Below are 22732 nucleotides of genomic sequence, written 5' to 3'. Positions count from 1 at the left end.
AATGTGCGGATAATGCTGATGTCCATACTAGTTCTTTTTCATTTGCCCATAAAAAAAGCCCGATCCTTTTTGAGGATCGGGCTCTTTTGAATGTAGCAGCGAATTAACGCTTGGAGTACTGCGGACGCTTACGCGCTTTACGCAGACCCACTTTCTTACGCTCTACTTCACGTGCATCGCGAGTCACGAAGCCCGCTTTGCGCAGTGCGCCACGCAGGGATTCGTCGTACTGCATCAGAGCGCGGGTAATGCCGTGGCGGATTGCGCCGGCTTGACCGCTGACACCACCACCGATAACGGTGACGTAGATGTCGAACTTCTGGGTGGTCTCGGTCAGTTCCAGCGGCTGACGAACTACCATGCGGGCAGTTTCGCGACCGAAGAACACGTCCAGAGAACGGTTGTTGATGGAGATGTTACCAGTGCCCGGACGCAGGAAAACGCGTGCGGTTGCAGTCTTGCGACGGCCAGTGCCGTAATTTTGAGTCGCCGACATAATGAACTATTCCGTTAAATCTTCAGTTCTTGGGGCTGCTGAGCAGCGTGAGGGTGTGCAGCGCCCGCATAGACTTTCAGCTTACGGTACATGTCACGACCCAGCGGGTTTTTCGGCAGCATGCCTTTAACCGCGGTCTCGATCACGCGCTCAGGGGCTTTGGCGATCAACTTCTCGAAGTTGATTTCCTTGATGCCGCCTGGGAAACCGGAGTGGGAGTAGTACATTTTGTCAGTGGTTTTGGCACCAGTAACACGTACCTGCTCAGCATTGATCACGACGATGTAGTCGCCGGTGTCAACGTGAGGGGTGTACTCAGGCTTGTGCTTGCCACGCAGACGGCTGGCGATTTCGGTGGCCAGACGACCCAGGGTCTGACCAGCAGCGTCAACGACGAACCAGTCGCGCTTTACTGTTTCCGGTTTAGCAGTAAAAGTTTTCATTCTCTATAGCCTCAGGGGCCGCCCAGCAAAATTAAGACGGCGGATCTTACTGAATAGTGCTTACTTTGACAAGTCAAAGGCAGCCGGATACAGACGCTATCGGGGGCTCGGGTCAGCGCGTCCGGTACACGGCAAGATTCTTCTTGAGGCGGGGCATCACTCCCACCACAGAGAGCTGCACGATTATCCAGATTGCGAAAAAAATATCAACCTGCTTTTATGGACTTTTGCCTTTAGGGAGATGCAAATGGACTACCGCAAGCTCGGCCGCACCGATATTTCCGTCAGTGCCTTGTGCCTGGGGACCATGACCTGGGGCGAACAGAACGAGCAGGACGAGGCGTTTGCGCAGATCGAACGGGCCAAGACCGCCGGCATCAATTTTATCGACACCGCCGAAATGTACCCGGTGCCGCCTCGCCCCGAAACCTACGCCAGCACCGAGCGCATTATCGGCAACTGGTTCAAGGCCCAGGGCGACCGCGCCGACTGGGTCCTGGCCAGCAAAATCGCAGGCCCAGGCAATGGCATCGCCCATATTCGCGACGGCCAGCTCAAGCATGACCGCCAGCACATCGTCGCCGCGCTGGACGCCAGCCTCAAGCGCCTGCAAACCGACTGGATCGATCTCTACCAGTTGCACTGGCCGGAACGCAGCACCAACTTCTTCGGCAAACTGGGCTACCAACACCAGGCCGACAATGAGTTCACACCGCTGGAAGAGACGCTGCAAGTCCTCGACGAACAGGTCAAGGCCGGCAAGATCCGCCATATCGGGCTGTCCAACGAAACGCCTTGGGGCACCATGAAGTTCCTGCAGCTGGCCGAAAGTCGCGGCTGGCCACGGGCGGTCTCGATTCAGAACCCCTACAACCTGCTCAACCGCAGCTTTGAAGTGGGCCTGGCGGAAGTCGCCATTCGCGAACAGTGCGGCCTGCTGGCCTACTCGCCCCTGGCCTTCGGCATGCTGTCTGGCAAATACGAACACGGTGCGCGCCCTGCCAATAGCCGCCTGACCCTCTTCAGCCGCTTCCAGCGCTATTCCAACCCGCAAGCGGTGGCAGCGTGCAGCCGTTACGTCGAACTAGCCCGTGAGCACGGCCTGGACCCGGCACAGATGGCCCTGGCCTATGTGACCGCGCAGCCGTTCGTGACCAGCAATATCATCGGCGCCACCTCTCTCGAACAGCTGGAGAGCAACCTGGCCAGCGCCGAGCTCACCCTCAGTGAAGAAGTGCTCAGCGCATTGGAAGGCATCCACCAGCAACAACCCAACCCCGCGCCATAAGCCAGGGTCGATCGAGGGGCCACGGCCCCTCGATGCATCGGTACTGGACACTTGCGCCAAAAAATAAGACGATCCAGCCGTGCATTGACCACTATCCCCTATAAGAATAAAGAAATGACGTTGAATCCGAATACGGCGTCCTTGCGACGCGTCAGCATCCTGGCCATCGATAAAGTGTTTGCTTCCACACTGATGCAAGCCAAGGATTTCTTCCACCTGGCCAGCCTGCGCTACGGCAAGCAAACGGGCCAGGGCCTTACCCCGGTCTTCGAGACTCGCCTGGTAAGCCCCGACGGCGAACCGGTTCGCAGCTTCAGTGATGTGATCATTCCGGTCGACGGCGAACTCGGCAATGCCGACGTGATTGTACTGCCGGCATTCTGGGAAGACTTCGACATCCTGTGCCGTCGCTACCCACAGGTCCTGCCCTGGCTACGCCAGCAGCATGCCCGTGGCGCGGTACTGTGCGGCGAGGCCAGCGGAGTGTTCTGGATGGCCGAGGCCGGCTTGCTCGACGGCAAGGAAGCAACCACCTACTGGCGGTTCTTCAAGACCTTCGAGGAGCGCTTCCCGAACATTCAGCTCAACCAGGACAAGCACCTGACCGATGCCGACAACCTGTATTGCGCTGGCGGCACCACCTCGGCGTGCGATCTCTACATCTACCTGATCGAACGCTTCTGCGGCGCCAACGTCGCCCAGGCCGTCTCCCGCGACATCCTCTACGAGGTTCAGCGCAGCTACACACCGGGAAGGATGGGGTTTGGTGGGCAGAAGCTGCATCAGGACCTGATCATCCTGCAGATCCAGCAATGGCTGGAGGAGCATTTCGCCGACAAGTTCCGCTTCGAAGACGTGGCCCGCGATCATGGCATGAGCATCCGCAACTTTATGCGCCGCTTCCAGACTGCCACCGGCGACAAACCCCTGCACTACCTGCAGCGGCTGCGCATCGAAACGGCGAAGGGATTGCTCTCAGGGACCCGCAAGAGCATCAAGACCATCAGCTATGAAGTGGGCTACGACGATGCCAGCTTCTTTGCCCGCCTGTTTCGCCAGCACACCGAACTGTCACCGAACCAGTATCGCCAACAGTTCGTGCAGGCGGCCTGATCAGGCAAACCGCGGCGCGCTCATCGCGAGCAAGCTCTGCTCCTACAGGCCCGTGTAGGAGCAGAGCTTGTCGGGGCGCCGAACCGTCGCGATGGCTACGCCGCGGTGCATCATGATTTAAGGCCTGTGCGCGCGCGCCAGGAACTCGTGCGACTGCATCTCCAGCAAGCGGCTCAGGGTGCGCTGGAACTCGAAGGTCAGGCGACCGCCGGTGTACAGGTCCTTGAGCTCGACCTCGGCCGAGATGATCAGCTTGACGTTGCGGTCGTAGAATTCGTCGACCATGTTGATAAAGCGACGGGCCAGGTCATCGGTGGCCACACCCATCTGCTTGACGTCGCTGAGCAGCACCGCATGGAAGATCTTGCCCAGTTCGATGTAGTCGTTCTGGCTGCGCGGGCCGTCGCACAGTTCACGGAAGTCGAACCAGGCCACGTCGTCACAGGTGCGCACGGCACGAATCTCACGGTTTTCGATCATCAGCACATCGTTTTCAACGGCTGCCGTGCACTCGGGCGTCAACGCCCTGAAGCTCTTGCGCAGGCTTTCGTTCGCCGCCTCGTCGAGCGGGAAGTGGAACAGCTCGGCTTGCTCCAAATGACGCAGCCGGTAGTCGACGCCACTGTCGACGTTGACGATGTCGGTGTTCTGCTTGATCAACGCAATGGCTGGCAGGAACCGCGCACGCTGCAGGCCGTCCTTGTACAGACCGTCTGGCACAATGTTGGAGGTCGCTACCAGGGTTACGCCGTTTTTGAACAGCTCTTCCATCAGCGTGCCAAGGATCATGGCATCGGTGATGTCAGAGACAAAGAATTCGTCGAAGCAGATAACCCGCGCTTCTTCGCTAAATTGCTTGGCGATCAGGGTTAGCGGGTTTTTCTCGCCCTTAAGGCCCTTCATTTCTTCGTGTACGCGCTTCATGAAGCGGTGAAAGTGCGTGCGCATTTTCTGCTTGAACGGCAGCGCTTCGAAAAAGGTGTCGACCAGATAGGTTTTGCCCCGTCCTACCCCACCCCAGAAGTACAAGCCCTTGACCGGCGCCTGCTCCTTCTTGCCGAACAACTTGCCGAACACACCCGGCTTGTTGTTTTGCGCCGCGACCAGATCGTCGTACAGGCGCTGCAAATGACGCACGGCCGTTTCTTGCGCGGCATCATGGAAGAATTCGGGGCGTTTGAGGTCGGCTTGGTATCGTTCTAGGGGCGTCATAATTCGTTATACAGGGCAACAAAAGCGGGCCGACACTGTAGCGACGGCCCTGGATAATGGCAATCAGACCTTTCGACAACCCGTCGATTAGTCCTGAGGCTGCAAGGCTGCGCGCAATGTGGCCATGGCCGCTTCACAGGCAGTGCCGTCGGCAAAGGCCGGGCTGTCTGCCACGCACTGGCCATCGAGCCACAGGCTGAAACCTTCGCCTTCGGTGCGCAGGTCCAGTTCGCCACCTTGCTGCAGTTGCTTGGTCACCGCGCCAGCCGCCTTGCCATCGGCAAAGCTGCGCGACAGCAGCAGTTGCTCGCCATCGGCGGCCAGCAGGCGGAAACGAAAGCTGCCGTCATCTTCACGGAAGCTGACAAAGCGCGCGGCCTTGGCGGCTTTCTTCTTGGTGCCGGCAGCGGTTTGCACTTGGCTGCGGAACGAACGCAGGCCTACGGCTTCGCGCAACTCATTGAGAAACGGACTCGCTACCTTGCGGGCCTTCTGGGCGCCAGCCTGGAGGATGTCTTCCAGATCAGCCGGGCGCTCGATCAACTGGTAATAGCGCTCGCGCGCCTCGCCCAGCTCGCCGTCCAGCAGCGTAAACAGGCGCGCCTTGGCCTCGCCCCAACCCAGCCCTTGCATCAGCTCGCCACGGAACTCAGCAGACTGCTCGGTGGTTGCGAACGCCTGGAACAGGGTGAACAGGTGGGAGTTGTCGGCGTCTTTCGGCTCGCCCGGTGCGCGCGAGTCGGTCACGATCCGCGAAATCGCGTCCTTCATGTCCTTGGCGCTGGAGAACAGCGGGATGGTGTTGTCGTAGCTCTTGGACATCTTGCGACCGTCCAGGCCTGGCAAGGTCGCCACGCTTTCCTCGATCAGCGCTTCAGGCATGACAAAGAATTCCTTGCCCTGGCCGAACAGGTGGTTAAAGCGCTGGCCAATATCACGCGCCATTTCCACGTGCTGGATCTGGTCCCGACCAACCGGCACCTTATGGGCGTTGAACATCAGGATGTCCGCGGCCATCAGCACCGGGTAGCTGTACAGCCCCATGGTGATGCCGGCATCCGGGTCTTCGTTGTTCTCGACGTTCTTGTCGACCGACGCCTTGTAGGCGTGGGCGCGATTGAGCAGGCCCTTGGCAGCGACGCACGTCAACAACCAGGTCAGCTCCGAGATTTCCGGGATATCGGACTGGCGGTAGAAGGTCACGCGATCGACATCCAGGCCGGCCGCCAGCCACGTCGCGGCGATTTCCAGACGCGAGCGCTGAATGCGCAGCGGGTCATCGCACTTGATCAGCGCATGATAGTCGGCCAGGAAATAGAACGAGTCGGCGTCGCTTTGGCGGCTGGCAACAATGGCCGGGCGGATGGCGCCTGCGTAGTTGCCCAGGTGCGGCGTGCCGGTGGTAGTAATGCCGGTCAGGATACGAGTGGTCATGGCTTATCGCTTGTCAGTCGTGTATTCAGTTCGAAAGGCGTGGCAGCACCAGATCCTTCAGATCCGTCAGCTTGCCATGGAAAAAGTGCCCGCATTCTGCCACTTTCAGCAGCTCATGGGGACGGTCGAGCTTAGCGGACCAGTCATAGACCAGCTCCGGCGCGACCACTTCGTCAGTGTCCGGCTGGATCACCGTGAGCGGGCATGCCTGCGGCAGAGGTGTTTGCTCGGTCAGGCGCATGACGGCGGGCGCGACCATGAATAGATGCTCAAGAGGCACTCCAGCCGCCTCCAGGCGCCCGCCGAGGCTCGCGGCGACAAAGCCGCCAAAGGAGAAACCCAGCAGCGTCAGCGGCAGTTCAGGGTGCTTCTCGCGCACCCATTGGGCGACAGCCTGGGCGTCTTCAACTTCACCTATGCTCATATCGTGGCTGCCGGCGCTCTGGCCGACGCCGCGATAGTTGAATCGCAACGTGATCAGCCCGGCGTCCCGCGCTGTGCGCTGCAGGGTCGAGATCACTTTGTTGAGCATGTTTCCGCCCTGCACTGGGTTGGGGTGGCAGATCAGCGCCACGCCGTGTGCATCGGGAACATCGAGATAGAGGGCCTCAAGCTGGCCGACAGGGCCATCAATGAATAAAGGGGTTTCGCGGATGAGCAAGGAAGATCTCCGTGACCTCAGAGTGGGTCGACTCGTCTAGCTGAAAGATTCTGTCTGACATATTTGCGAGCGTTTCGCGGTATACAGCGCAGGTCCGAGCCGTTAACGTAAAGCAAAGCCGTTTATAGAGGAAGGACTCGTGGAACTATCGCTCTTGGTTTGGTTGTTGCCGACACTGGCCCTGGTCGTGGGCGTCGTCGCCGGGTTCCTCATCGCCCGGTTGCTGCCTAACGCAGCCCCCAGCAGTACCCAACGCCAACTGGATGACATTCAGGAACGTTTCGACAGCTATCAGAATGACGTCGTGACCCACTTCAACAGCACGGCAGCCCTGGTGAAGAAACTCACCCAGAGCTACCAGGAGGTCCAGGACCATCTGGCCGAAGGCGCCAACCGCCTGGCGCTGGACGAACTGACCCGCCAACGCCTGCTGGCGTCGCTGCACGCCGATGCCACCCAAGGCCCACGCGAGCGCCTCACCCCGCCACGCACCCCCGGCGTGCCGCTGGACTATGCACCAAAAACCTCGCCGGATTCGCCGGGGATGCTGGATGAGAAGTATGGGTTGAAGCGTTAATACGCATTAAACCGACGCAACAAAAAGCCCGCTACTTGAAAGAGTGACGGGCTTTTTATTGGCTCAACGCACAATCCCCCCCCGAAACCACAAAAACCTAAAGCCGAACCACCAAGGCTAACAACCCCAACCCCACAGGCCATGGCACGTTGCAACCAAACATAGGAGCAGACCTTGGTCGCGATGCGCCGCGCGGGCGGCGCTCGATTTTGGCAACAGCGCAAAAGCCAAGGCAAGCACCTGGAAGCCTTAATACGGTCTCTCTCCCTTCATCCTCAGGGTGAACCGCAGAGTGCCTGTCAACAGATCGCATGAGCTACACGAGGTGTCCGCCTTGGTTTTTCCTTTGTTCTTGAGATCGCGCGCCGCCCGCGCGGCGCATCGCGACCAAGGTCTGCTCCTACATTTGTTGCAACGTGCCATGGCCTGTGGAATCGGCGCTGTTAGCCTTGGTGGCTCGGCTTTAGATTTTTGTGGTGAGATTGGTGTTCTCAGCCCGGTGCCGCAGGCACCATAAAAAAACCCGTCAGGGCCTGCGCCATGACGGGTTTTTCTAGTTGCAGACAGCGCTTAAATCGCGCCGCGTGCCTTCAGCACATCCAACACCAATTTCACGCCCTCTTCCACCGACACGCTCTGGGTGTCGACCACAAGGTCCGCATCCAGAGGCACGTCATACGCGAAGGACTCGCCTGGAATGTTATCCCCAGCTGCCGCGTAGAGACCTTGCGGGTCACGTTCGCGGCAAGCCAGTGGCGAAGCCTGGACGTAGACAGTGACCAAGCGCTCCTTGCCGATCAGGGCCTTGGCCTGTTCACGGCCTTCGGCATCCGGGGCAACAAAAGCGGCCAGGGTCAGCAGGCCCGCTTCGTTGAACTGTCGTGCAACGTGCGCGGCACGGCGCCAGTTCTCGGTACGGCCGGCGCGGTCCTGTGGCAGGCCCTTGTTCAGGTCGTGACGCAGGTTCTGACCATCCAACACGTAGACCGCACGGCCCATGTCGAACAGCTTGCGCTCCACCGCGTAGGCCAGGGTGCTCTTGCCAGCGCCCGACAGGCCGCTGAACAGCACGGTCGCCGGCTGCTGGCCGAAGCGCAAGGCACGTTCTTCGGTGGCCACGTGGGCCTGCTTGCCGTGGTGGCCAATGCTGCCGTGCGGAACCACCGGCGGGGCGATGATCATGCCGGCACCGACGGTGCCGTTAGTCAGGCGGTCGATAATGATGAAGGCACCGGTGGTGCGGTTGCTCTCGTAGCCGTCCAGGGCAATCGGTGCGTCCAGGCTGACCTTGACCTTGCCGATCTCGTTCAGGTGCAACTCGCTGGCAGCGCCGTGCTCCAGGGTGTTCACATCGACCTTGTGGGTGATGCTGGCAATCGAGCCTGGCACGTAGCTGGTGGCGCGCTTGATGTCGTATTTCTTGCCCGGGCGCATTGGCTCTTCAGCCATCCACACCAGCATGGCGTCGAACTGGTCAGTGACCGGCGGTACGTTGTCGGCATGCACCAGCAAGTCGCCACGAGAGATGTCGATCTCGTCTTCCATGGTCAGGGTCACGGCCTGGCCTGGGCCAGCCTGCTCCAGCTCACCTTCGAAGGTAACGATGGACTTGACCCGGCTGCTCTTGCCCGACGGCAACACAACCACTTCGTCGCCCTTGTGCACGACGCCGCTGGCCAGGGTGCCGGCAAAGCCACGGAAGTTCAGGTTCGGGCGATTGACGTACTGCACGGGGAAACGCAGGTCGGTGAAGTTGCGATCACCCGCCACTTCCACGGTCTCGAGGATTTCCATCAGCGACTGGCCGGTGTACCACGGCGAACGCTCGCTGTGGTTGACCACGTTGTCGCCCTTGAGCGCCGACATCGGCACGAAGTGCAGGCTGCTCGGCTTGAAGTTGATGCCTTCGGCGAACTTCAGGTAATCGGCCTTGATCGACTCGAACACCTGCTCATCGAAGCCCTTGAGGTCCATTTTGTTGACCGCAACGACGATGTGCTTGATGCCCAGCAAAGAGGCGATATAGCTGTGGCGACGGGTCTGGGTCTGCACGCCGTAGCGAGCATCCACCAGGATGATCGCCAGGTCGCACGTCGAGGCGCCGGTGGCCATATTGCGGGTGTACTGCTCGTGGCCTGGGGTGTCGGCAATGATGAACTTGCGCTTGGCCGTCGAGAAGTAGCGGTAGGCCACGTCAATGGTGATGCCCTGCTCGCGCTCGGCCTGCAGGCCATCTACCAGCAACGCCAGGTCGATATCGTCACCGGTGGTACCGACTTTCTTCGAATCACGAGTAATGGCTTCCAGATGGTCTTCGTAGATCATCTTGGAGTCGTGCAGCAGGCGCCCGATCAGGGTGCTCTTGCCATCGTCGACGTTACCGCAGGTAAGGAAGCGCAGCAGTTCTTTACGCTCGTGCTGGGCCAGGTACGCGAGGATGTCCTCGCTGATCAATTCGGATTGGTGCGACATGGTCTGACCCTAACTTAGAAATAGCCTTGACGTTTTTTGTCTTCCATTGAGCCTGCGCCATCGTGGTCGATGACCCGGCCCTGGCGCTCGGAAGTTCGCGTCAGGAGCATTTCCTGAATGATGTCCGTCAGGCTTTCGGCCTCGGACTCCACCGCGCCCGTCAACGGGTAGCAACCAAGGGTACGGAAACGTACTTTCTTTTTGACGATACGGGCTTTGTCTTCATCGCTCAGGTGCTCGAGGATGCGCTCGTCGTCGATCATGATCAGGGTGCCGTTTTTCTCGATTACTTCACGCTCGGCGGCGAAGTACAGCGGCACGATCGGGATGCCTTCCAAGTAGATGTACTGCCAGATGTCCAGCTCGGTCCAGTTCGACAGCGGGAATACGCGAATCGACTCGCCCTTGTTGACCTTGCCGTTGTAGACGTTCCACAGCTCCGGGCGCTGGTTTTTCGGGTCCCAACGGTGCTTGCTGTCGCGGAAGGAGTAGACACGTTCCTTGGCTCGCGACTTCTCTTCGTCGCGACGCGCGCCGCCAAAGGCTGCATCGAAGCCGTGCTTGTCCAGCGCCTGCTTGAGGCCCTCGGTCTTCATGATGTCGGTGTGCTTGGCACTGCCGTGGGTGAAGGGGTTGATGCCCTGCGCCACACCTTCGGGGTTCACGTGTACCAGAAGGTCCAGCCCCATTTCCTCGACCATGCGGTCACGGAAGCTGTACATCTCCTGGAATTTCCATTGGGTGTCGACGTGCATCACCGGAAACGGCAGTTTGCCCGGGAAGAAGGCTTTGCGCGCCAGGTGCAGCATGACGGCAGAGTCCTTGCCGATGGAGTACAGCATCACCGGATTATCGAACTCGGCGGCCACCTCACGAATGATGTGGATGCTCTCCGCCTCCAACTGTTTCAAATGCGTCAGTTTGTCGACCATGGCTACTCACGGAATATCGATCTTATGGACGGCCAGCGGGCCGTGTTCGAGCGAGCCACTCTAGCACAGCGATCTATTCTATAGATCAGGCCAACTAGATCGAAACGGTATAAGAATATACCCCGCCGTTTTAGCGCTCTGACCTCAGACCGGATTGGCGCAGTCGATGAACAAATGCTCCAACGCGAAGCGTTTGGCCAGGTAGTCGCCCAGCGCCTGGACGCCATAGCGCTCGGTGGCGTGGTGGCCAGCGGCAATAAAGCTGACGTCGTTTTCGCGGGCGCTGTGGAATGTCTGCTCGGACGCTTCGCCGCTGATAAACAGGTCGACACCCGCTGTGATGGCTTGGTCGATATAGCCTTGGCCGCCCCCGGTGCACCAGCCCACCCGACGAATGATTGCGCTGCCCTCGACCAGCAACGGTTCGCGACCCAATACCTCCTGGACCTTACGGGCAAAGTCGCGGGCGGTCATCGGCTCGGCCAGCGAGCCCACCAGGCCGACCACACGGGCATTGTCAGGGTCCAGCGGGCCTTCAACGGTGATGTCCAACTGGCGTGCCAACTGCACGTTGTTGCCGACCTCCGGGTGCAGATCCAGCGGCAGGTGATAGCTGAGCAGGCTGATGTCGTTGGTCAACAGCGTTTTCAGGCGCCGCTGTTTCATGCCAGTGATGCAAGGGTTCTCGCCCTTCCAGAAATAACCGTGATGCACCAGCACCAGGTCAGCGTCGACTTCAACAGCTGCATCGAGCAGGGCTTGGCTTGCAGTGACGCCGGTAACAATCCGGGAAACCTGCGGGCGCCCTTCGACTTGCAGCCCGTTGGGGCAGTAATCCTGGATTCGGGCGCTACCCAGGTAGCGATCCGCTTCTTCAACCAGCGTACTGAGTGCAACTGCCATGAAAAGACTCCCGATTTAACCGTCAAGCGAGCTTGCGCCCTCTATAATGCCCGCCATTATGAGCCGTCGGATGACGTGGGGGAAACCGCCGGCCAGCTTTACGCAATCCTTACAGCTTTTATTACCCTGCTTATTCCTGCACGGGCCCGGCTTGAGTATGATCGCGCGCTTGATTCTCCCCTGCTGCCCTCTGGCTTTTTAGATTTTCCGGGACTCGCTCAATGTTCAAGGCACTGCGTTATTTTGGCTGGCCACTGCTGACAGGCGTACTCATCGCCCTGCTGATCATTCTGCGCTTTCCGCAGTGGGTGGGATTGCCGAGCCAGGACGTCAACCTGCAGCAGGCGCCGCAAACCACGAAAGTGATGCAGGGGCCAGTTTCCTACGCCGATGCGGTCAGCACCGCCGCACCGGCCGTGGTCAATCTCTACACGACGAAGGTTGTGAACAAGTCCAGCCATCCGCTGTTCGAAGACCCACAGTTCCGGCGCTTCTTCGGCGATAACCTGCCCAAGCAGCGGCGCTGGGAATCGAGCCTGGGTTCGGCGGTGATCATGAGCCCGGAAGGCTATCTGCTGACCAACAACCACGTGACCTCCGGTGCCGACCAGATCGTAGTGGCCCTCAAGGACGGTCGCGAGACGCTGGCCCGGGTCATCGGCAGCGATCCTGAAACAGACCTGGCGGTGCTGAAGATCGACCTGCCAAACCTGCCATCGATCACCATCGGCCGCTCTGACAATATTCATATTGGTGACGTGGCGCTGGCCATCGGCAACCCCTTCGGCGTTGGCCAGACCGTGACCATGGGCATCATCAGTGCCACCGGCCGTAATCAGCTGGGCCTCAATACCTATGAAGACTTCATCCAGACCGACGCCGCGATCAACCCCGGCAACTCAGGCGGCGCGCTGGTCGATGCGAACGGTAATCTGACGGGTATCAACACCGCGATCTTCTCCAAATCCGGTGGCTCCCAGGGGATCGGCTTCGCCATTCCCACCAAGCTGGCGCTAAGCGTAATGAAGGCCATCATCGAGCATGGTCAGGTGATTCGTGGTTGGCTGGGGATTGAAGTGCAGCCTCTGAGCCAGGAACTGGCCGAGTCGTTTGGCCTGCAAGGCCGCGCTGGCATCGTTGTAGCCGGTATTTTCCGCGATGGCCCGGCTCAGAAGGCCGGTCTGCAACTGGGTGACGTGATCCTCAGCATCAACGGTCAGCCGGCCGGAGATGGACGTCGCTCCATGAACCAGGTTGCGCAGACCAAGCCCAACGACAGGGTTCCCATCGAGATCATACGCAACGGCAAGGAAATGAAGCTGACCGCCGAAATCGGCCTGCGACCACCGCCAGCTCCAGCAGCCCAGGAAGAATAACCGCGAACGGGTGGATTGCGTCGCGCCCATCGCGGCTAATGCCGGCTCCTACACGGACTAATGTAGGAGCTGGCTTTAGCCGCGATGAAGTCGCCGCGGTTTGCCTGATGCATCGCGGTGAAGCCATCGCGGCTAAAGCCGGCTCCTACAACGAATCAAAGAGCGTCGAGTAGCGCCTGGTTCTGTTCCTGGGTACCGATGCTGATCCGCAGGAACTGAGCAATCCGCTCCTGCTTGAAGTGCCGAACGATCACGCCCTGCTCACGCAGACGCGCCGCCAGGGTGGCCGCATCCTGTTGAGGGTGGCGAGCGAAGATGAAGTTCGCAGCCGACGGCAACACCTCAAAACCACGCCGTTCAAGCGCCGTAACCAATTGCTCGCGACTGTCGATCACAGCCTTGCAGGTTTGCTCGAAGTAAGCCTTGTCTTCGAACGCAGCCGCTGCGCCAACGATGGCCATGCGGTCCAGCGGGTAGGAGTTGAAGCTGTTCTTGATGCGCTCCAGCGCCTCGATCAGATCCGGGTGCCCAACCGCCAGACCAACCCGAAGGCCTGCCAGCGAACGCGACTTGGAGAGCGTTTGGGTAACCAGCAGGTTCGGGTATCGATCAACCAGCGTGATCGCCGTTTCGCCACCAAAATCGATGTAGGCCTCATCGACCACCACGACGGTGTCCGGGTTGGCCTGGAGCAGGCGCTCCACGGCCTCCAGCGCCATCAGGCAACCGGTGGGGGCATTGGGGTTGGGGAAAATGATCCCGCCATTGGGGCGAGCATAGTCTTCGACGCGAATCTGGAACTGCTCATCCAGGGGCAGCGCGTCGAACTCGATGCCGTACAAGCCGCAGTAAACCGGATAGAAGCTGTAGCTGATATCCGGGAACAGCAGCGGCTTGCCGTGCTGGAACAAGCCGTGGAAGGCATGCGCCAGTACTTCGTCCGAACCGTTGCCGAGGAAAATCTGGCGCGTTTCGATACCGTAGTACTCGGCCACGGCCTGCTTGAGGCGGTCACCGTTCGGGTCCGGGTACAGGCGCAGGTTGTCGTTGACCTCGGCGCGCATGGCTTCCAGCGCCTTGGGCGACGGCCCGTAAGGGTTCTCGTTGGTGTTGAGCTTGACCAACTTGGTCAGCTTCGGCTGCTCACCCGGCACGTAAGGCACCAGGTCCTTGACGAAGGGGCTCCAGAATTTGCTCATGTTCATTCCCCTTTCTTGTCGGCGATGATGCGGTATTCAGCGCTGCGGGCGTGGGCACTCAAGGATTCACCCCGGGCCAGTACTGATGCGGTCTTGCCCAACTCCGAGGCGCCCTGCTGCGAGCAGAAAATGATCGAGGAGCGCTTCTGGAAGTCATATACCCCCAGCGGCGAGGAGAACCGCGCGGTGCCCGAGGTGGGCAATACGTGGTTGGGGCCTGCGCAGTAGTCGCCCAGCGCTTCGCTGGTGTGGCGCCCCATGAAGATCGCGCCCGCGTGGCGGATCTGTGGCAACCAGGCTTGCGGGTCGGCGACCGACAATTCCAGGTGTTCAGGCGCGATACGGTTGACGACTTCGATAGCCTGCTGCATGTCACTGACCAGAATCAGGGCGCCGCGAGTGTTGATCGACGTCTTGATGATGTCGGCGCGGTCCATGGTCGGCAGCAGCTTGTCGATGCTGGTGGCGACCTTGTCGAGGAATTCGGCATCGGTACTGACCAGGATCGACTGGGCATCTTCGTCGTGCTCGGCCTGGGAGAACAAGTCCATGGCGATCCAGTCCGGGTCAGTCTGGCCATCGCACACCACCAGGATTTCCGAAGGGCCGGCGATCATGTCGATGCCGACCTGGCCAAATACATGGCGCTTGGCAGTGGCCACATAGATATTGCCTGGGCCAACCACCTTGTCGACACGCGGCACGCTTTCAGTGCCATAGGCCAAGGCTGCAACGGCCTGGGCGCCACCGATGGTGAAAACCCGATCGACACCGGCGATGCAGGCCGCCGCCAGTACCAGTTCGTTGATCTCACCGCGAGGCGTCGGCACCACCATGACCACTTCAGTCACGCCAGCCACCTTGGCAGGAATGGCATTCATCAGCACCGACGAAGGATAGGAAGCCTTGCCGCCAGGGACATACAAACCAGCACGATCCAATGGCGTGACTTTCTGGCCAAGCACGGTGCCGTCGGCTTCGGTATAGCTCCAGGAATCCTGTTTTTGCTTTTCGTGGTAGCTGCGCACACGCTCGGCAGCTGTTTCCAGGGCCTGGCGCTGTTCGGGCGTGATGCGGGTCAGCGCCAGTTCCAGGCGCTCGCGGTTGACGATCAGGTCGTCGATGGAGGTCGCCTGGACACCGTCGAAACGTTGGGTGAACTCCACCAGCGCCGCGTCGCCGCGCTCGCGCACCGCCTTGATGATGTCGAGCACGCGCTGGTTGACCGAATCGTCAGACACGCTTTCCCAGCTCAGCAGATGATCCAGATGTCGGGCGAAATCCGGGTCAGCAGCGTTGAGTCGGCGAATTGCAGTGGACGTGGTCATAGCGTGGGCCTCGATAATTGGCAAATGCTCAGGCGCCCTAAAGTAGCAGTCGATCCGCGCGGGCACCTGAGAATTCTGGCTATGACACGGATAGACGGGCGCGACCTGGGGTCGCGCAATACTGTCAGCCGCGGTGTCGCGATTCCACAGCCTGACGCAGGACGTCGATCAGGCTCTGAATGCGGGCGTGCTGCATCTTCATCGATGCCTTGTTGACCACCAGCCGGGAACTGATCTCAGCGATCATCTCCTGGGGTTCCAGGCCGTTGGCACGCAGGGTGTTACCGGTATCGACAACGTCGATGATCTTGTCAGCCAGGCCAATCAGCGGCGCCAGCTCCATCGAGCCATACAGCTTGATGATGTCGACCTGACGGCCTTGCTCGGCGTAGTAACGCTTGGCAACGTTGACGAACTTGGTTGCCACGCGCAGACGGCCCTTGGGCTCGACCGCACCGACAGCACCCGCGGTCATCAGCTTGCAACGGGCAATCTGCAAGTCCAGTGGCTCGTACAGGCCCTGGCCGCCGTACTCCATGAGCACGTCCTTGCCAGCAACGCCCAGGTCGGCGGCGCCATGCTCGACGTAAGTCGGCACGTCAGTCGCCCGGACGATCAGCAGGCGAACATCTGCCTGAGTGGTAGGAATGATCAGCTTGCGGCTTTTATCCGGATTTTCGGTCGGCACAATGCCGGCCTCTGCCAACAACGGCAGGGTATCGTCAAGAATACGGCCCTTGGACAGCGCGATGGTCAACATGGGAAACGTCGTTCCTTATCAGGATACTTCTCGTCGAATGGTAAGCCGATTCGACGCGAATCAATTCAGTCCGGCATGTCGGGGCGCCTCCCTGCGCCCCTCAAGAAAAACTAGCCCGGCACGCGACGGATCTTCGCGCCCAGCATTTGCAGTTTTTCCTCGATGCATTCATAACCACGGTCGATGTGGTAGATGCGGTCGATCAGGGTATCGCCCTCGGCTACCAGTGCCGAGATGACCAGGCTGGCCGAAGCCCGCAGGTCGGTCGCCATGACCGGCGCGCCCTTGAGCTTTTCGGTACCAGTGACGATGGCAGTGTTGCCTTCAACCTGGATCTTGGCGCCCATGCGATGCAGCTCATAGACGTGCATGAAACGGTTTTCGAAGATGGTCTCGATCACAGCGCCGGTGCCGGTGGCAATGGCGTTCAGCGAGACAAACTGCGCTTGCATGTCAGTCGGGAAGGCAGGGTACGGCGCGGTACGCAGGTTGACAGCCTTGGGCCGCTTGCCGTGCATGTTCAGCTCGATCCAGTCAACGCCGGTGGTGATCTCGGCGCCCGCTTCCTTGAGTTTCTCCAGTACCGCTTCAAGGATGGTCGGATCGGTGTCCTTGACCTTGACGCGGCCACCGGTAACGGCTGCGGCCACCAGATAGGTACCCGTCTCGATACGGTCAGGCATCACGTTGTAGAACGTCGGATGCAGGCGCTCGACACCGTCGATAGTGATGGTGTCGGTACCGGCGCCGCTGATCTTGGCGCCCATGGCAATCAGGAAGTTGGCAAGGTCCACCACTTCTGGCTCGCGCGCAGCGTTCTGCAGTACGCTCTGGCCTTTGGCCAGGGCCGCGGCCATCATGATGTTCTCGGTACCGGTCACGCTGACGGTGTCGAAGAAGAAGTGCGCACCGCGCAGGCCACCCTCAGGCGCCTTGGCCTTGATGTAGCCACCTTCGACCTCGATCTTCGCGCCCATGGCTTCCAGGCCGCGAATGTGCAGGTCAACCGGGCGCGAGCCGATGGCGCAACCGCCCGGCAGCGCGACTTCGGCTTCACCGAAGCGAGCAACCATCGGGCCCAGTACCAGGATCGAGGCGCGCATGGTTTTCACCAGCTCGTAGGGCGCGATCAGGGTCTTGATGGTGCGTGGATCGATTTCCACCGACAGCTTTTCGTCGATCACAGGCTCAATGCCCATGCGCCCGAACAGCTCGATCATGGTGGTGATGTCGTGCAGGTGCGGCAGGTTGCCGACCGTGACCGGGCCATCGCACAACAGAGTCGCGGCAAGAATCGGCAGGGCAGAGTTCTTTGCCCCGGAGATGCGGATTTCGCCATCAAGACGAACGCCGCCAGTAATAATCAGTTTGTCCATAGGGATCTCGACGCCAATTGGCTCAGGTACGCTCAGCCCAGGCTGCGCTGCTGAAAAATTTCATGGTGACCGCGTGGATGCTGCCATCGGCAATCCAAGGGTTCAGATGAGCATAAACCGCCTGCTGACGCTTGACAGGGCTCAGGCCTGCCAACTCGTCGCTGATCACGTTCAACTGGAAGTTGCAGCCTTCGCCTTCAACTTCGACCTGGATTCCTGGCAACTTTCCTTCAAGAAAGCTCTTAACTTCTACGGCCTGCATGCTCAACCTCAATCGGCGCCCAACGCGCGCGGGTCGGCCATCATACAAAAAAGCCCTTCGCCTGCGAACCCCGCAATGGGGAACTCTGACAAAGGGCCTCGGGATTTCAATCCTGGACCAGCAATTCGGTCAACTCGCTGACCTGGGCAATTTCTCGCATATCGTCGGGCATGGTCCTGATCGACAGCGTTTTACCCAACGACCGGGCACTGCGCATAAAAGACAGTAGCAAGGACAAGCCCACGCTGCTGGACTTCTCAACACCAGAACAGTCAACCACCAACGCCGGTTCCGCGCAGGCCTTGATCAGCGCCTGGCCTTGCTTAAGCAAGGTGGGTCCCGAGCGGTAGTCGAGCACGCCATGCAGGCTCAACTGCCCTGGAGCGTCAGCGCGTACTTCGCTGGTCGTCATTGTGAGTTCTGCTTCTGTGTTTCAGCGGCTTGGTCGGTCTTGGCCTTGGCGTCGGCTACTTCGCCGGCCCAGTTATTGATGGTCTTGTCCAGGTCATTGCCATTGCGCTGCATGGCATCGGCGAACTGGTCACGGAACAGTTTGCCAATGTTAATGCCATTGATGATGACATTACGGACTTTCCACTCGTCATTGATTTTTTCCAGCGTGTAGGAAACCGGGTAGATGGCGCCGCTTTGACCCTTGACCTTCATGTCAACGCTGGTGCGATCGCCACTTTCATCCTTGGCAGGCGAAACGGTGATGCCCTGGTTCTTGTACTCCAGCAGCGCGTTGCCATAGAACTGCATCAGGCTGCGCTTGAAGTTCTCCTGGAAGCGGGCCATCTGCTCCGGGGTCGCCTTGCGCGAGTACTTGACCGTCATGATGCTGCGAGAGACACCGTCGGCGTCCACGACCGGCCCGACGATGCCGTTCAGCGCATCGTAGAACGCACTCGGATTGGTCTTGTAGATTTCTTTGTTTTTCTCAAGGTCTGCCAGAAGACGCGTGGTGGTGTCCTGGATCAGCTCATGGGCCGACGGGCCAGTAACGGCATGCGCCAGCATCGGCAGGGCCGCCAACAGAACCAGCAGGCCACGTCGCAGAATAGACATCATGGAATAACTCCTCATTTCACTTGGCTTCTTTGCCAACACTATTGAGCAGGAATTTGCCGATAAGGTCCTCAAGCACCAGCGAGGACTGGGTGTCGTGAATCGTTGCGCCATCCTTGAGCAGTTTGTCTTCACCACCCACGCTGATGCCGACGTACTTTTCACCCAGCAACCCCGCGGTCAGGATCGAGGCAGTGGAATCGGCGGGCAGGTTGTCCACGCGTTTTTCCAGCTCCAGGGTCACCCGACCGGTAAAGGTGTCGCGGTCCAGATCGATTGCAGTGACCTTGCCGATGGTCACACCGGCCATGGTCACTTTAGCTCTGACAGTCAAACCTGCGATATTGTCGAAGTAGGCGTAAAGTTTATAAGTGTCGGTGCTCGGAGTAGCCGACAGGCCACTGACGCGCAGCGCCAACAGTAGCAGCGCCAGAATCCCGGCCAGCAAAAACAGGCCGACACCGATTTCCAGGGTGCGGTTTTGCATCAGAAATCTCCAAACATCAAGGCGGTCAAAATAAAGTCCAGGCCCAGCACTGCCAATGAGGCATATACCACGGTCTTGGTCGTGGCACGACTGATCCCCTCTGAGGTGGGCTCGCAGTCATACCCTTGGAAAACGGCAATCCACGTGACCACAAAAGCAAACACCAGGCTCTTGATCACGCCATTGAGTACGTCATCGGTGAACGACACGCTGTTTTGCATGTTGGCCCAGAACGAGCCTTCATAGACGCCCAGCCAGTCAACCGCCACCCACGAACCACCCCAAATGCCGACCACGCTGAAGATCATGGCCAGCAGTGGCAGCGAAATGAATCCGGCCCAAAGCCTGGGCGCAACGATATATTTGAGGGGGTCGACACCGATCATTTCCAGGCTGGAAAGCTGCTCGGTCGATTTCATGTTGCCGATTTCAGCTGTCAGCGCCGAGCCTGCGCGCCCGGCGAACAACAATGCGGTGACCACCGGCCCCAACTCACGCAACAGCGTCAGGGCGACCATCTGCCCCACGGCCTGCTCCGAGCCATATTTGGTCAGGATGCTGAAGCCTTGCAGGGCCAGCACCATGCCGATGAACACACCCGAGACCACGATGATTGCCAGCGACATCACGCCGACGGAGTAGAGCTGCTTGACCAGCAGTTGAAAGCCGCCGCCGATGCCGCCACGCCCGCCCAGGGCATGGATCAGGAACAGCGTCGAGCGCCCCATCACCGCCAACACATCGATGGCCGAGCGACCGAACCGCCGAATGCGTTCCAGTAGAGATTTTCTGCGCATCAACGCTTCCCCAGTAAATCAGCGCGGTAATCCGGCGCAGGAAAGTGGAAAGGGACTGGCCCGTCCGGGTCGCCTTTCATGAATTGACGAATGCGCGGGTTATCGGAGTTCATCAACTCCTGCGGCGTGCCCTGCCCCAATACCTGGCCGTCGCCGACCACGTAGATGTAGTCGGCAATACTCGCGGTTTCGGCCAGATCGTGGGAGACCACGATACTGGTAATGCCCAGGGCATCATTGAGCAGGCGAATCAGGCGCACCAGCACGCCCATGGCGATCGGGTCCTGACCCACGAAGGGTTCGTCATACATCAGGATCTGCGGATCCAGGGCAATGGCCCGGGCCAGCGCTACACGGCGCTTCATGCCACCGGAAAGCTCGTCAGGCATCAACTCGATGGCACCGCGAAGGCCAACGGCCTGCAGCTTCATCAAAACAATGTCTCGAATCATTTCTTCGGGAAGTTGGGTGTGCACCCGCAGCGGAAAGGCGACGTTCTCGAATACATCCAGATCGGTGAACAGGGCGCCGCTCTGGAACAGCACGCCCATGTGCTTGCGGGCATCGAACAGATCGCTGCGCGAGAGCTTCGGCAGGTTCTGGCCATTGACCCAGACCTCGCCACTGGTAGGCCGCAACTGCGCCCCCATCAACCGCAACAGCGTCGTCTTACCGCACCCCGATGGCCCCATGATTCCGGTGACCTTGCCACGCGGAATACGAATATCGACGTTATTGAAGATACTGCGCGCACCGCGCTTGAAGGTAAGGCCCTTCAGCTCGACCGCGTAGGCGTTATCGGCACTCATCTAAACTCCTTGCGATGCAGCCTCTTACTCAGACGCTCACCCCCTTCTTGGAGGCACGCGGACACTGGGCGGGCCGAACTGGCGGCGAACTATATCACCGCTGACACCCTCGCCCCAAGGCCTGCGCCGCGCTTGTTCAGCCCTGCGACAGGCGCTTGGCGACGATCGCAGGTGAGGCTTTCGCGCATTACCGCTATAATCGTCGCCTTTTCATCAGGCAATCCGATTTCCGACATGAGCCAATCCAGCGACCTGATCCAATCCGCACAGCGCACCATCCGCCTCGAGCTTGAGGCCGTTGAAGGCTTGCTGGCGCACATCGATGCCGATTTCGTCCGTGCCTGCGAGATGATTCTGGCCAGCAAGGGCCGCGTCGTCGTGGTCGGCATGGGCAAGTCTGGCCACATCGGCAACAAAATAGCCGCCACCTTGGCCAGCACCGGCACAACCGCCTTTTTTGTGCATCCGGCCGAAGCCAGTCATGGCGACATGGGCATGATCACCAAGGATGACATCATCCTGGCGCTGTCCAACTCAGGCTCCACCGCCGAGATCGTCACCCTGCTGCCGCTGATCAAGCGCTTGGGCATCCAGCTGATCAGTCTGACCGGCAACCCTGATTCGCCCCTGGCCAAGGCCGCCGAGGTCAACCTCGACGCGCGCGTTGCCCAGGAAGCCTGCCCGCTGAACCTGGCACCGACCTCCTCGACCACCGCAACACTGGTGCTGGGCGACGCCCTGGCCATAGCCCTGCTCGAAGCCCGCGGCTTTACAGCCGAAGACTTCGCCTTTTCGCACCCCGGCGGCGCCCTGGGCCGTCGCTTGCTGCTGAAAGTGGAAAACGTCATGCACGGCGGCGAAGAACTGCCGCAGGTGGTCCGTGGCACCCTGCTCAAGGACGCCCTGCTGGAAATGTCCCGCAAGGGCCTGGGCATGACCGTGGTGCTGGAAGCCGATGGCAGCCTGGCCGGGATCTTTACCGACGGCGACCTGCGCCGCAGCCTGGACCGCAGCATCGATATCCATACCGCAAAAATCGAAGATGTCATGACCCCGCACGGCAAGACCGCCCGCCCGGACATGCTGGCCGCCGAAGCCTTGAAGATCATGGAAGACCACAAAATCAGCGCGCTGGTGGTGGTCGACAAGGCCGAAAAGCCGGTGGGCGCCCTCAACATGCACGACCTGCTGCGCGCCGGAGTGATGTAAATGAGTAACGATCTACTGCAACGCGGTAAAGCCATCAAGCTGGCTGTCTTCGACGTGGACGGCGTGATGACCGACGGTCGCCTGTATTTCCTCGAAGATGGCAGCGAATTCAAGTCGTTCAATACCCTGGACGGCCAAGGCATCAAGATGCTGATGAACAGTGGCGTGACCACCGCCATCATCAGTGGCCGCAAGACCCCAGCAGTGGAGCGACGCGCCCGCAACCTCGGCATCCCGCATCTTTATCAGGGCAGGGAAGATAAATTGGTGGTTCTGGACGAGCTTCTCGGCCAACTCAACCTAAGCTATGAACAAGTGGCCTATCTGGGTGACGACCTGCCTGACCTGCCGGTGATTCGCCGGGTGGGCCTGGGCATGGCCGTGGCCAATGCTGCCGCCTTTGTGCGCGAGCACGCCGATGGTGTCACCCAGGCACGCGGCGGCGAAGGTGCCGTGCGTGAGTTCTGCGAGCTGATCCTGCGTGCCCAGGGCAACCTTGAAGCGGCTCACGCCCATTATCTGTAGAGCGA

The 22732-nt window shown here is 59.9% G+C and carries 24 protein-coding genes; 6 read left to right on the top strand and 18 right to left on the bottom strand.

Going from position 1 to position 22732, the window contains the following annotated elements; genetic code table 11:
* Positions 1 to 103: 103 nt before the first annotated feature.
* Positions 104 to 496 carry a 30S ribosomal protein S9 gene (gene rpsI / locus AC3IX4_RS04275; RefSeq protein ID WP_489259387.1) on the bottom strand — a complete coding sequence of 131 codons (393 nt, stop codon included), beginning with the start codon at positions 494 to 496 and terminating at the stop codon, positions 104 to 106.
* A 14-nt stretch (positions 497 to 510) separates the two neighbouring features.
* The gene (gene rplM, locus AC3IX4_RS04270; protein ID WP_166568140.1) at positions 511 to 939 is read right to left on the bottom strand and encodes a 50S ribosomal protein L13; all 429 of its coding nucleotides are present in this window, start codon (positions 937 to 939) and stop codon (positions 511 to 513) included.
* Between the two features lie 247 nt (positions 940 to 1186).
* On the opposite strand from rplM, the gene AC3IX4_RS04265 reads away from it, so the two are divergent.
* Together AC3IX4_RS04265 and AC3IX4_RS04260 are read left to right on the top strand one after the other, a co-directional pair.
* The gene (locus AC3IX4_RS04265) at positions 1187 to 2227 is read left to right on the top strand and encodes an NADP(H)-dependent aldo-keto reductase (RefSeq protein WP_489259386.1); all 1041 of its coding nucleotides are present in this window, start codon (positions 1187 to 1189) and stop codon (positions 2225 to 2227) included.
* A 216-nt stretch (positions 2228 to 2443) separates the two neighbouring features.
* Positions 2444 to 3340, top strand: coding sequence for a GlxA family transcriptional regulator (locus AC3IX4_RS04260; RefSeq protein ID WP_489261204.1), 897 nt, complete (start codon positions 2444 to 2446; stop codon positions 3338 to 3340).
* Between the two features lie 117 nt (positions 3341 to 3457).
* Here AC3IX4_RS04260 and zapE read toward each other — a convergent pair whose 3' ends face one another.
* The 3 genes from zapE to AC3IX4_RS04245 form a co-directional block, all read right to left on the bottom strand.
* Positions 3458 to 4552: a cell division protein ZapE gene (gene zapE / locus AC3IX4_RS04255; protein WP_489259385.1), complete on the bottom strand. Its 1095-nt coding sequence runs from the start codon at positions 4550 to 4552 to the stop codon at positions 3458 to 3460.
* An 87-nt stretch (positions 4553 to 4639) separates the two neighbouring features.
* Positions 4640 to 5986 (bottom strand): tryptophan--tRNA ligase, encoded by a 1347-nt coding sequence (locus tag AC3IX4_RS04250; RefSeq protein ID WP_489259384.1) that lies wholly within the window; start codon positions 5984 to 5986, stop codon positions 4640 to 4642.
* 25 nt (positions 5987 to 6011) lie between these two features.
* On the bottom strand, positions 6012 to 6647 hold the full coding sequence (locus tag AC3IX4_RS04245) for an alpha/beta hydrolase (RefSeq protein WP_489259383.1): 636 nt from the start codon (positions 6645 to 6647) through the stop codon (positions 6012 to 6014).
* Positions 6648 to 6786: 139 nt separating this feature from the next.
* Between AC3IX4_RS04245 and AC3IX4_RS04240 the strand changes: the two genes are divergently transcribed.
* A complete protein-coding gene (locus tag AC3IX4_RS04240; RefSeq protein WP_489259382.1) occupies positions 6787 to 7224 on the top strand; it encodes a Z-ring associated ZapG family protein in 438 nt (145 codons plus the stop codon).
* Positions 7225 to 7794: 570 nt separating this feature from the next.
* Here the strand turns inward: AC3IX4_RS04240 and cysN are convergent.
* From cysN to AC3IX4_RS04225, 3 genes are all read right to left on the bottom strand, one after another.
* Entirely contained in the window at positions 7795 to 9696 is a 1902-nt protein-coding gene (gene cysN / locus AC3IX4_RS04235; RefSeq protein WP_489259381.1) for a sulfate adenylyltransferase subunit CysN, read from the bottom strand.
* 14 nt (positions 9697 to 9710) lie between these two features.
* On the bottom strand, positions 9711 to 10628 hold the full coding sequence (gene cysD, locus AC3IX4_RS04230) for a sulfate adenylyltransferase subunit CysD (RefSeq protein ID WP_489259380.1): 918 nt from the start codon (positions 10626 to 10628) through the stop codon (positions 9711 to 9713).
* Positions 10629 to 10772: 144 nt separating this feature from the next.
* Positions 10773 to 11531 (bottom strand): Nif3-like dinuclear metal center hexameric protein, encoded by a 759-nt coding sequence (locus AC3IX4_RS04225; RefSeq protein ID WP_489259379.1) that lies wholly within the window; start codon positions 11529 to 11531, stop codon positions 10773 to 10775.
* Positions 11532 to 11752: 221 nt separating this feature from the next.
* On the opposite strand from AC3IX4_RS04225, the gene algW reads away from it, so the two are divergent.
* The gene (algW, locus tag AC3IX4_RS04220; protein WP_489259378.1) at positions 11753 to 12907 is read left to right on the top strand and encodes a Do family serine endopeptidase AlgW; all 1155 of its coding nucleotides are present in this window, start codon (positions 11753 to 11755) and stop codon (positions 12905 to 12907) included.
* A gap of 155 nt (positions 12908 to 13062) precedes the next feature.
* On the opposite strand, the gene hisC is transcribed toward algW, so the two are convergent.
* The 10 genes from hisC to AC3IX4_RS04170 form a co-directional block, all read right to left on the bottom strand.
* Complete coding sequence (gene hisC, locus AC3IX4_RS04215) at positions 13063 to 14106, bottom strand: histidinol-phosphate transaminase (RefSeq protein ID WP_489259377.1); 1044 nt, start codon at positions 14104 to 14106, stop codon at positions 13063 to 13065.
* 2 nt (positions 14107 to 14108) lie between these two features.
* A complete protein-coding gene (gene hisD / locus AC3IX4_RS04210) occupies positions 14109 to 15434 on the bottom strand; it encodes a histidinol dehydrogenase (RefSeq protein WP_489259376.1) in 1326 nt (441 codons plus the stop codon).
* 124 nt (positions 15435 to 15558) lie between these two features.
* Positions 15559 to 16194, bottom strand: a complete 636-nt coding sequence (gene hisG / locus AC3IX4_RS04205) for an ATP phosphoribosyltransferase (protein ID WP_489259375.1) — start codon at positions 16192 to 16194, stop codon at positions 15559 to 15561.
* A 110-nt stretch (positions 16195 to 16304) separates the two neighbouring features.
* Complete coding sequence (gene murA / locus AC3IX4_RS04200) at positions 16305 to 17570, bottom strand: UDP-N-acetylglucosamine 1-carboxyvinyltransferase (RefSeq protein WP_489259374.1); 1266 nt, start codon at positions 17568 to 17570, stop codon at positions 16305 to 16307.
* Positions 17571 to 17592: 22 nt separating this feature from the next.
* On the bottom strand, positions 17593 to 17832 hold the full coding sequence (locus tag AC3IX4_RS04195) for a BolA family protein (RefSeq protein WP_489259373.1): 240 nt from the start codon (positions 17830 to 17832) through the stop codon (positions 17593 to 17595).
* A gap of 106 nt (positions 17833 to 17938) precedes the next feature.
* Positions 17939 to 18244 carry an STAS domain-containing protein gene (locus AC3IX4_RS04190; RefSeq protein WP_489259372.1) on the bottom strand — a complete coding sequence of 102 codons (306 nt, stop codon included), beginning with the start codon at positions 18242 to 18244 and terminating at the stop codon, positions 17939 to 17941.
* The gene (locus AC3IX4_RS04185) at positions 18241 to 18903 is read right to left on the bottom strand and encodes an MlaC/ttg2D family ABC transporter substrate-binding protein (RefSeq protein WP_489259371.1); all 663 of its coding nucleotides are present in this window, start codon (positions 18901 to 18903) and stop codon (positions 18241 to 18243) included. The genes AC3IX4_RS04190 and AC3IX4_RS04185 overlap by 4 nt, the downstream gene beginning before the upstream one ends.
* A gap of 16 nt (positions 18904 to 18919) precedes the next feature.
* On the bottom strand, positions 18920 to 19387 hold the full coding sequence (mlaD, locus tag AC3IX4_RS04180; protein ID WP_489259370.1) for an outer membrane lipid asymmetry maintenance protein MlaD: 468 nt from the start codon (positions 19385 to 19387) through the stop codon (positions 18920 to 18922).
* The gene (mlaE, locus tag AC3IX4_RS04175) at positions 19387 to 20184 is read right to left on the bottom strand and encodes a lipid asymmetry maintenance ABC transporter permease subunit MlaE (protein ID WP_489259369.1); all 798 of its coding nucleotides are present in this window, start codon (positions 20182 to 20184) and stop codon (positions 19387 to 19389) included. Before mlaE ends, mlaD begins: the two co-directional genes overlap by 1 nt.
* Positions 20184 to 20993 (bottom strand): ATP-binding cassette domain-containing protein, encoded by an 810-nt coding sequence (locus tag AC3IX4_RS04170; protein WP_489259368.1) that lies wholly within the window; start codon positions 20991 to 20993, stop codon positions 20184 to 20186. The genes mlaE and AC3IX4_RS04170 overlap by 1 nt, the downstream gene beginning before the upstream one ends.
* A gap of 234 nt (positions 20994 to 21227) precedes the next feature.
* On the opposite strand from AC3IX4_RS04170, the gene AC3IX4_RS04165 reads away from it, so the two are divergent.
* On the top strand, positions 21228 to 22202 hold the full coding sequence (locus tag AC3IX4_RS04165) for a KpsF/GutQ family sugar-phosphate isomerase (RefSeq protein ID WP_489259367.1): 975 nt from the start codon (positions 21228 to 21230) through the stop codon (positions 22200 to 22202).
* On the top strand, positions 22203 to 22727 hold the full coding sequence (locus AC3IX4_RS04160) for a KdsC family phosphatase (protein ID WP_489259366.1): 525 nt from the start codon (positions 22203 to 22205) through the stop codon (positions 22725 to 22727).
* Positions 22728 to 22732 lie beyond the last annotated feature (5 nt).

The organism is Pseudomonas sp. KH_021, assembly GCF_057838865.1.
The sequence above is the reverse complement of the archived record's forward strand: the minus strand, read 5'-3'. Positions and strand labels throughout refer to the sequence as shown.

What these genes read in the sequence shown, in the direction of transcription:
- cysD (WP_489259380.1), bottom strand. Translation starts at nt 10,628, where the DNA reads ATGGTCGACAAACTGACGCATTTGAAACAGTTGGAGGCGGAGAGCATC.
- AC3IX4_RS04160 (WP_489259366.1), top strand. Translation starts at nt 22,203, where the DNA reads ATGAGTAACGATCTACTGCAACGCGGTAAAGCCATCAAGCTGGCTGTC.
- rplM (WP_166568140.1), bottom strand. Translation starts at nt 939, where the DNA reads ATGAAAACTTTTACTGCTAAACCGGAAACAGTAAAGCGCGACTGGTTC.
- mlaD (WP_489259370.1), bottom strand. Translation starts at nt 19,387, where the DNA reads ATGCAAAACCGCACCCTGGAAATCGGTGTCGGCCTGTTTTTGCTGGCC.
- AC3IX4_RS04225 (WP_489259379.1), bottom strand. Translation starts at nt 11,531, where the DNA reads ATGGCAGTTGCACTCAGTACGCTGGTTGAAGAAGCGGATCGCTACCTG.
- AC3IX4_RS04190 (WP_489259372.1), bottom strand. Translation starts at nt 18,244, where the DNA reads ATGACGACCAGCGAAGTACGCGCTGACGCTCCAGGGCAGTTGAGCCTG.
- cysN (WP_489259381.1), bottom strand. Translation starts at nt 9,696, where the DNA reads ATGTCGCACCAATCCGAATTGATCAGCGAGGACATCCTCGCGTACCTG.
- rpsI (WP_489259387.1), bottom strand. Translation starts at nt 496, where the DNA reads ATGTCGGCGACTCAAAATTACGGCACTGGCCGTCGCAAGACTGCAACC.
- AC3IX4_RS04165 (WP_489259367.1), top strand. Translation starts at nt 21,228, where the DNA reads ATGAGCCAATCCAGCGACCTGATCCAATCCGCACAGCGCACCATCCGC.
- algW (WP_489259378.1), top strand. Translation starts at nt 11,753, where the DNA reads ATGTTCAAGGCACTGCGTTATTTTGGCTGGCCACTGCTGACAGGCGTA.
- hisC (WP_489259377.1), bottom strand. Translation starts at nt 14,106, where the DNA reads ATGAGCAAATTCTGGAGCCCCTTCGTCAAGGACCTGGTGCCTTACGTG.
- AC3IX4_RS04185 (WP_489259371.1), bottom strand. Translation starts at nt 18,903, where the DNA reads ATGATGTCTATTCTGCGACGTGGCCTGCTGGTTCTGTTGGCGGCCCTG.
- murA (WP_489259374.1), bottom strand. Translation starts at nt 17,570, where the DNA reads ATGGACAAACTGATTATTACTGGCGGCGTTCGTCTTGATGGCGAAATC.
- hisG (WP_489259375.1), bottom strand. Translation starts at nt 16,194, where the DNA reads ATGTTGACCATCGCGCTGTCCAAGGGCCGTATTCTTGACGATACCCTG.
- hisD (WP_489259376.1), bottom strand. Translation starts at nt 15,434, where the DNA reads ATGACCACGTCCACTGCAATTCGCCGACTCAACGCTGCTGACCCGGAT.
- zapE (WP_489259385.1), bottom strand. Translation starts at nt 4,552, where the DNA reads ATGACGCCCCTAGAACGATACCAAGCCGACCTCAAACGCCCCGAATTC.
- mlaE (WP_489259369.1), bottom strand. Translation starts at nt 20,184, where the DNA reads ATGCGCAGAAAATCTCTACTGGAACGCATTCGGCGGTTCGGTCGCTCG.
- AC3IX4_RS04250 (WP_489259384.1), bottom strand. Translation starts at nt 5,986, where the DNA reads ATGACCACTCGTATCCTGACCGGCATTACTACCACCGGCACGCCGCAC.
- AC3IX4_RS04195 (WP_489259373.1), bottom strand. Translation starts at nt 17,832, where the DNA reads ATGCAGGCCGTAGAAGTTAAGAGCTTTCTTGAAGGAAAGTTGCCAGGA.
- AC3IX4_RS04170 (WP_489259368.1), bottom strand. Translation starts at nt 20,993, where the DNA reads ATGAGTGCCGATAACGCCTACGCGGTCGAGCTGAAGGGCCTTACCTTC.
- AC3IX4_RS04265 (WP_489259386.1), top strand. Translation starts at nt 1,187, where the DNA reads ATGGACTACCGCAAGCTCGGCCGCACCGATATTTCCGTCAGTGCCTTG.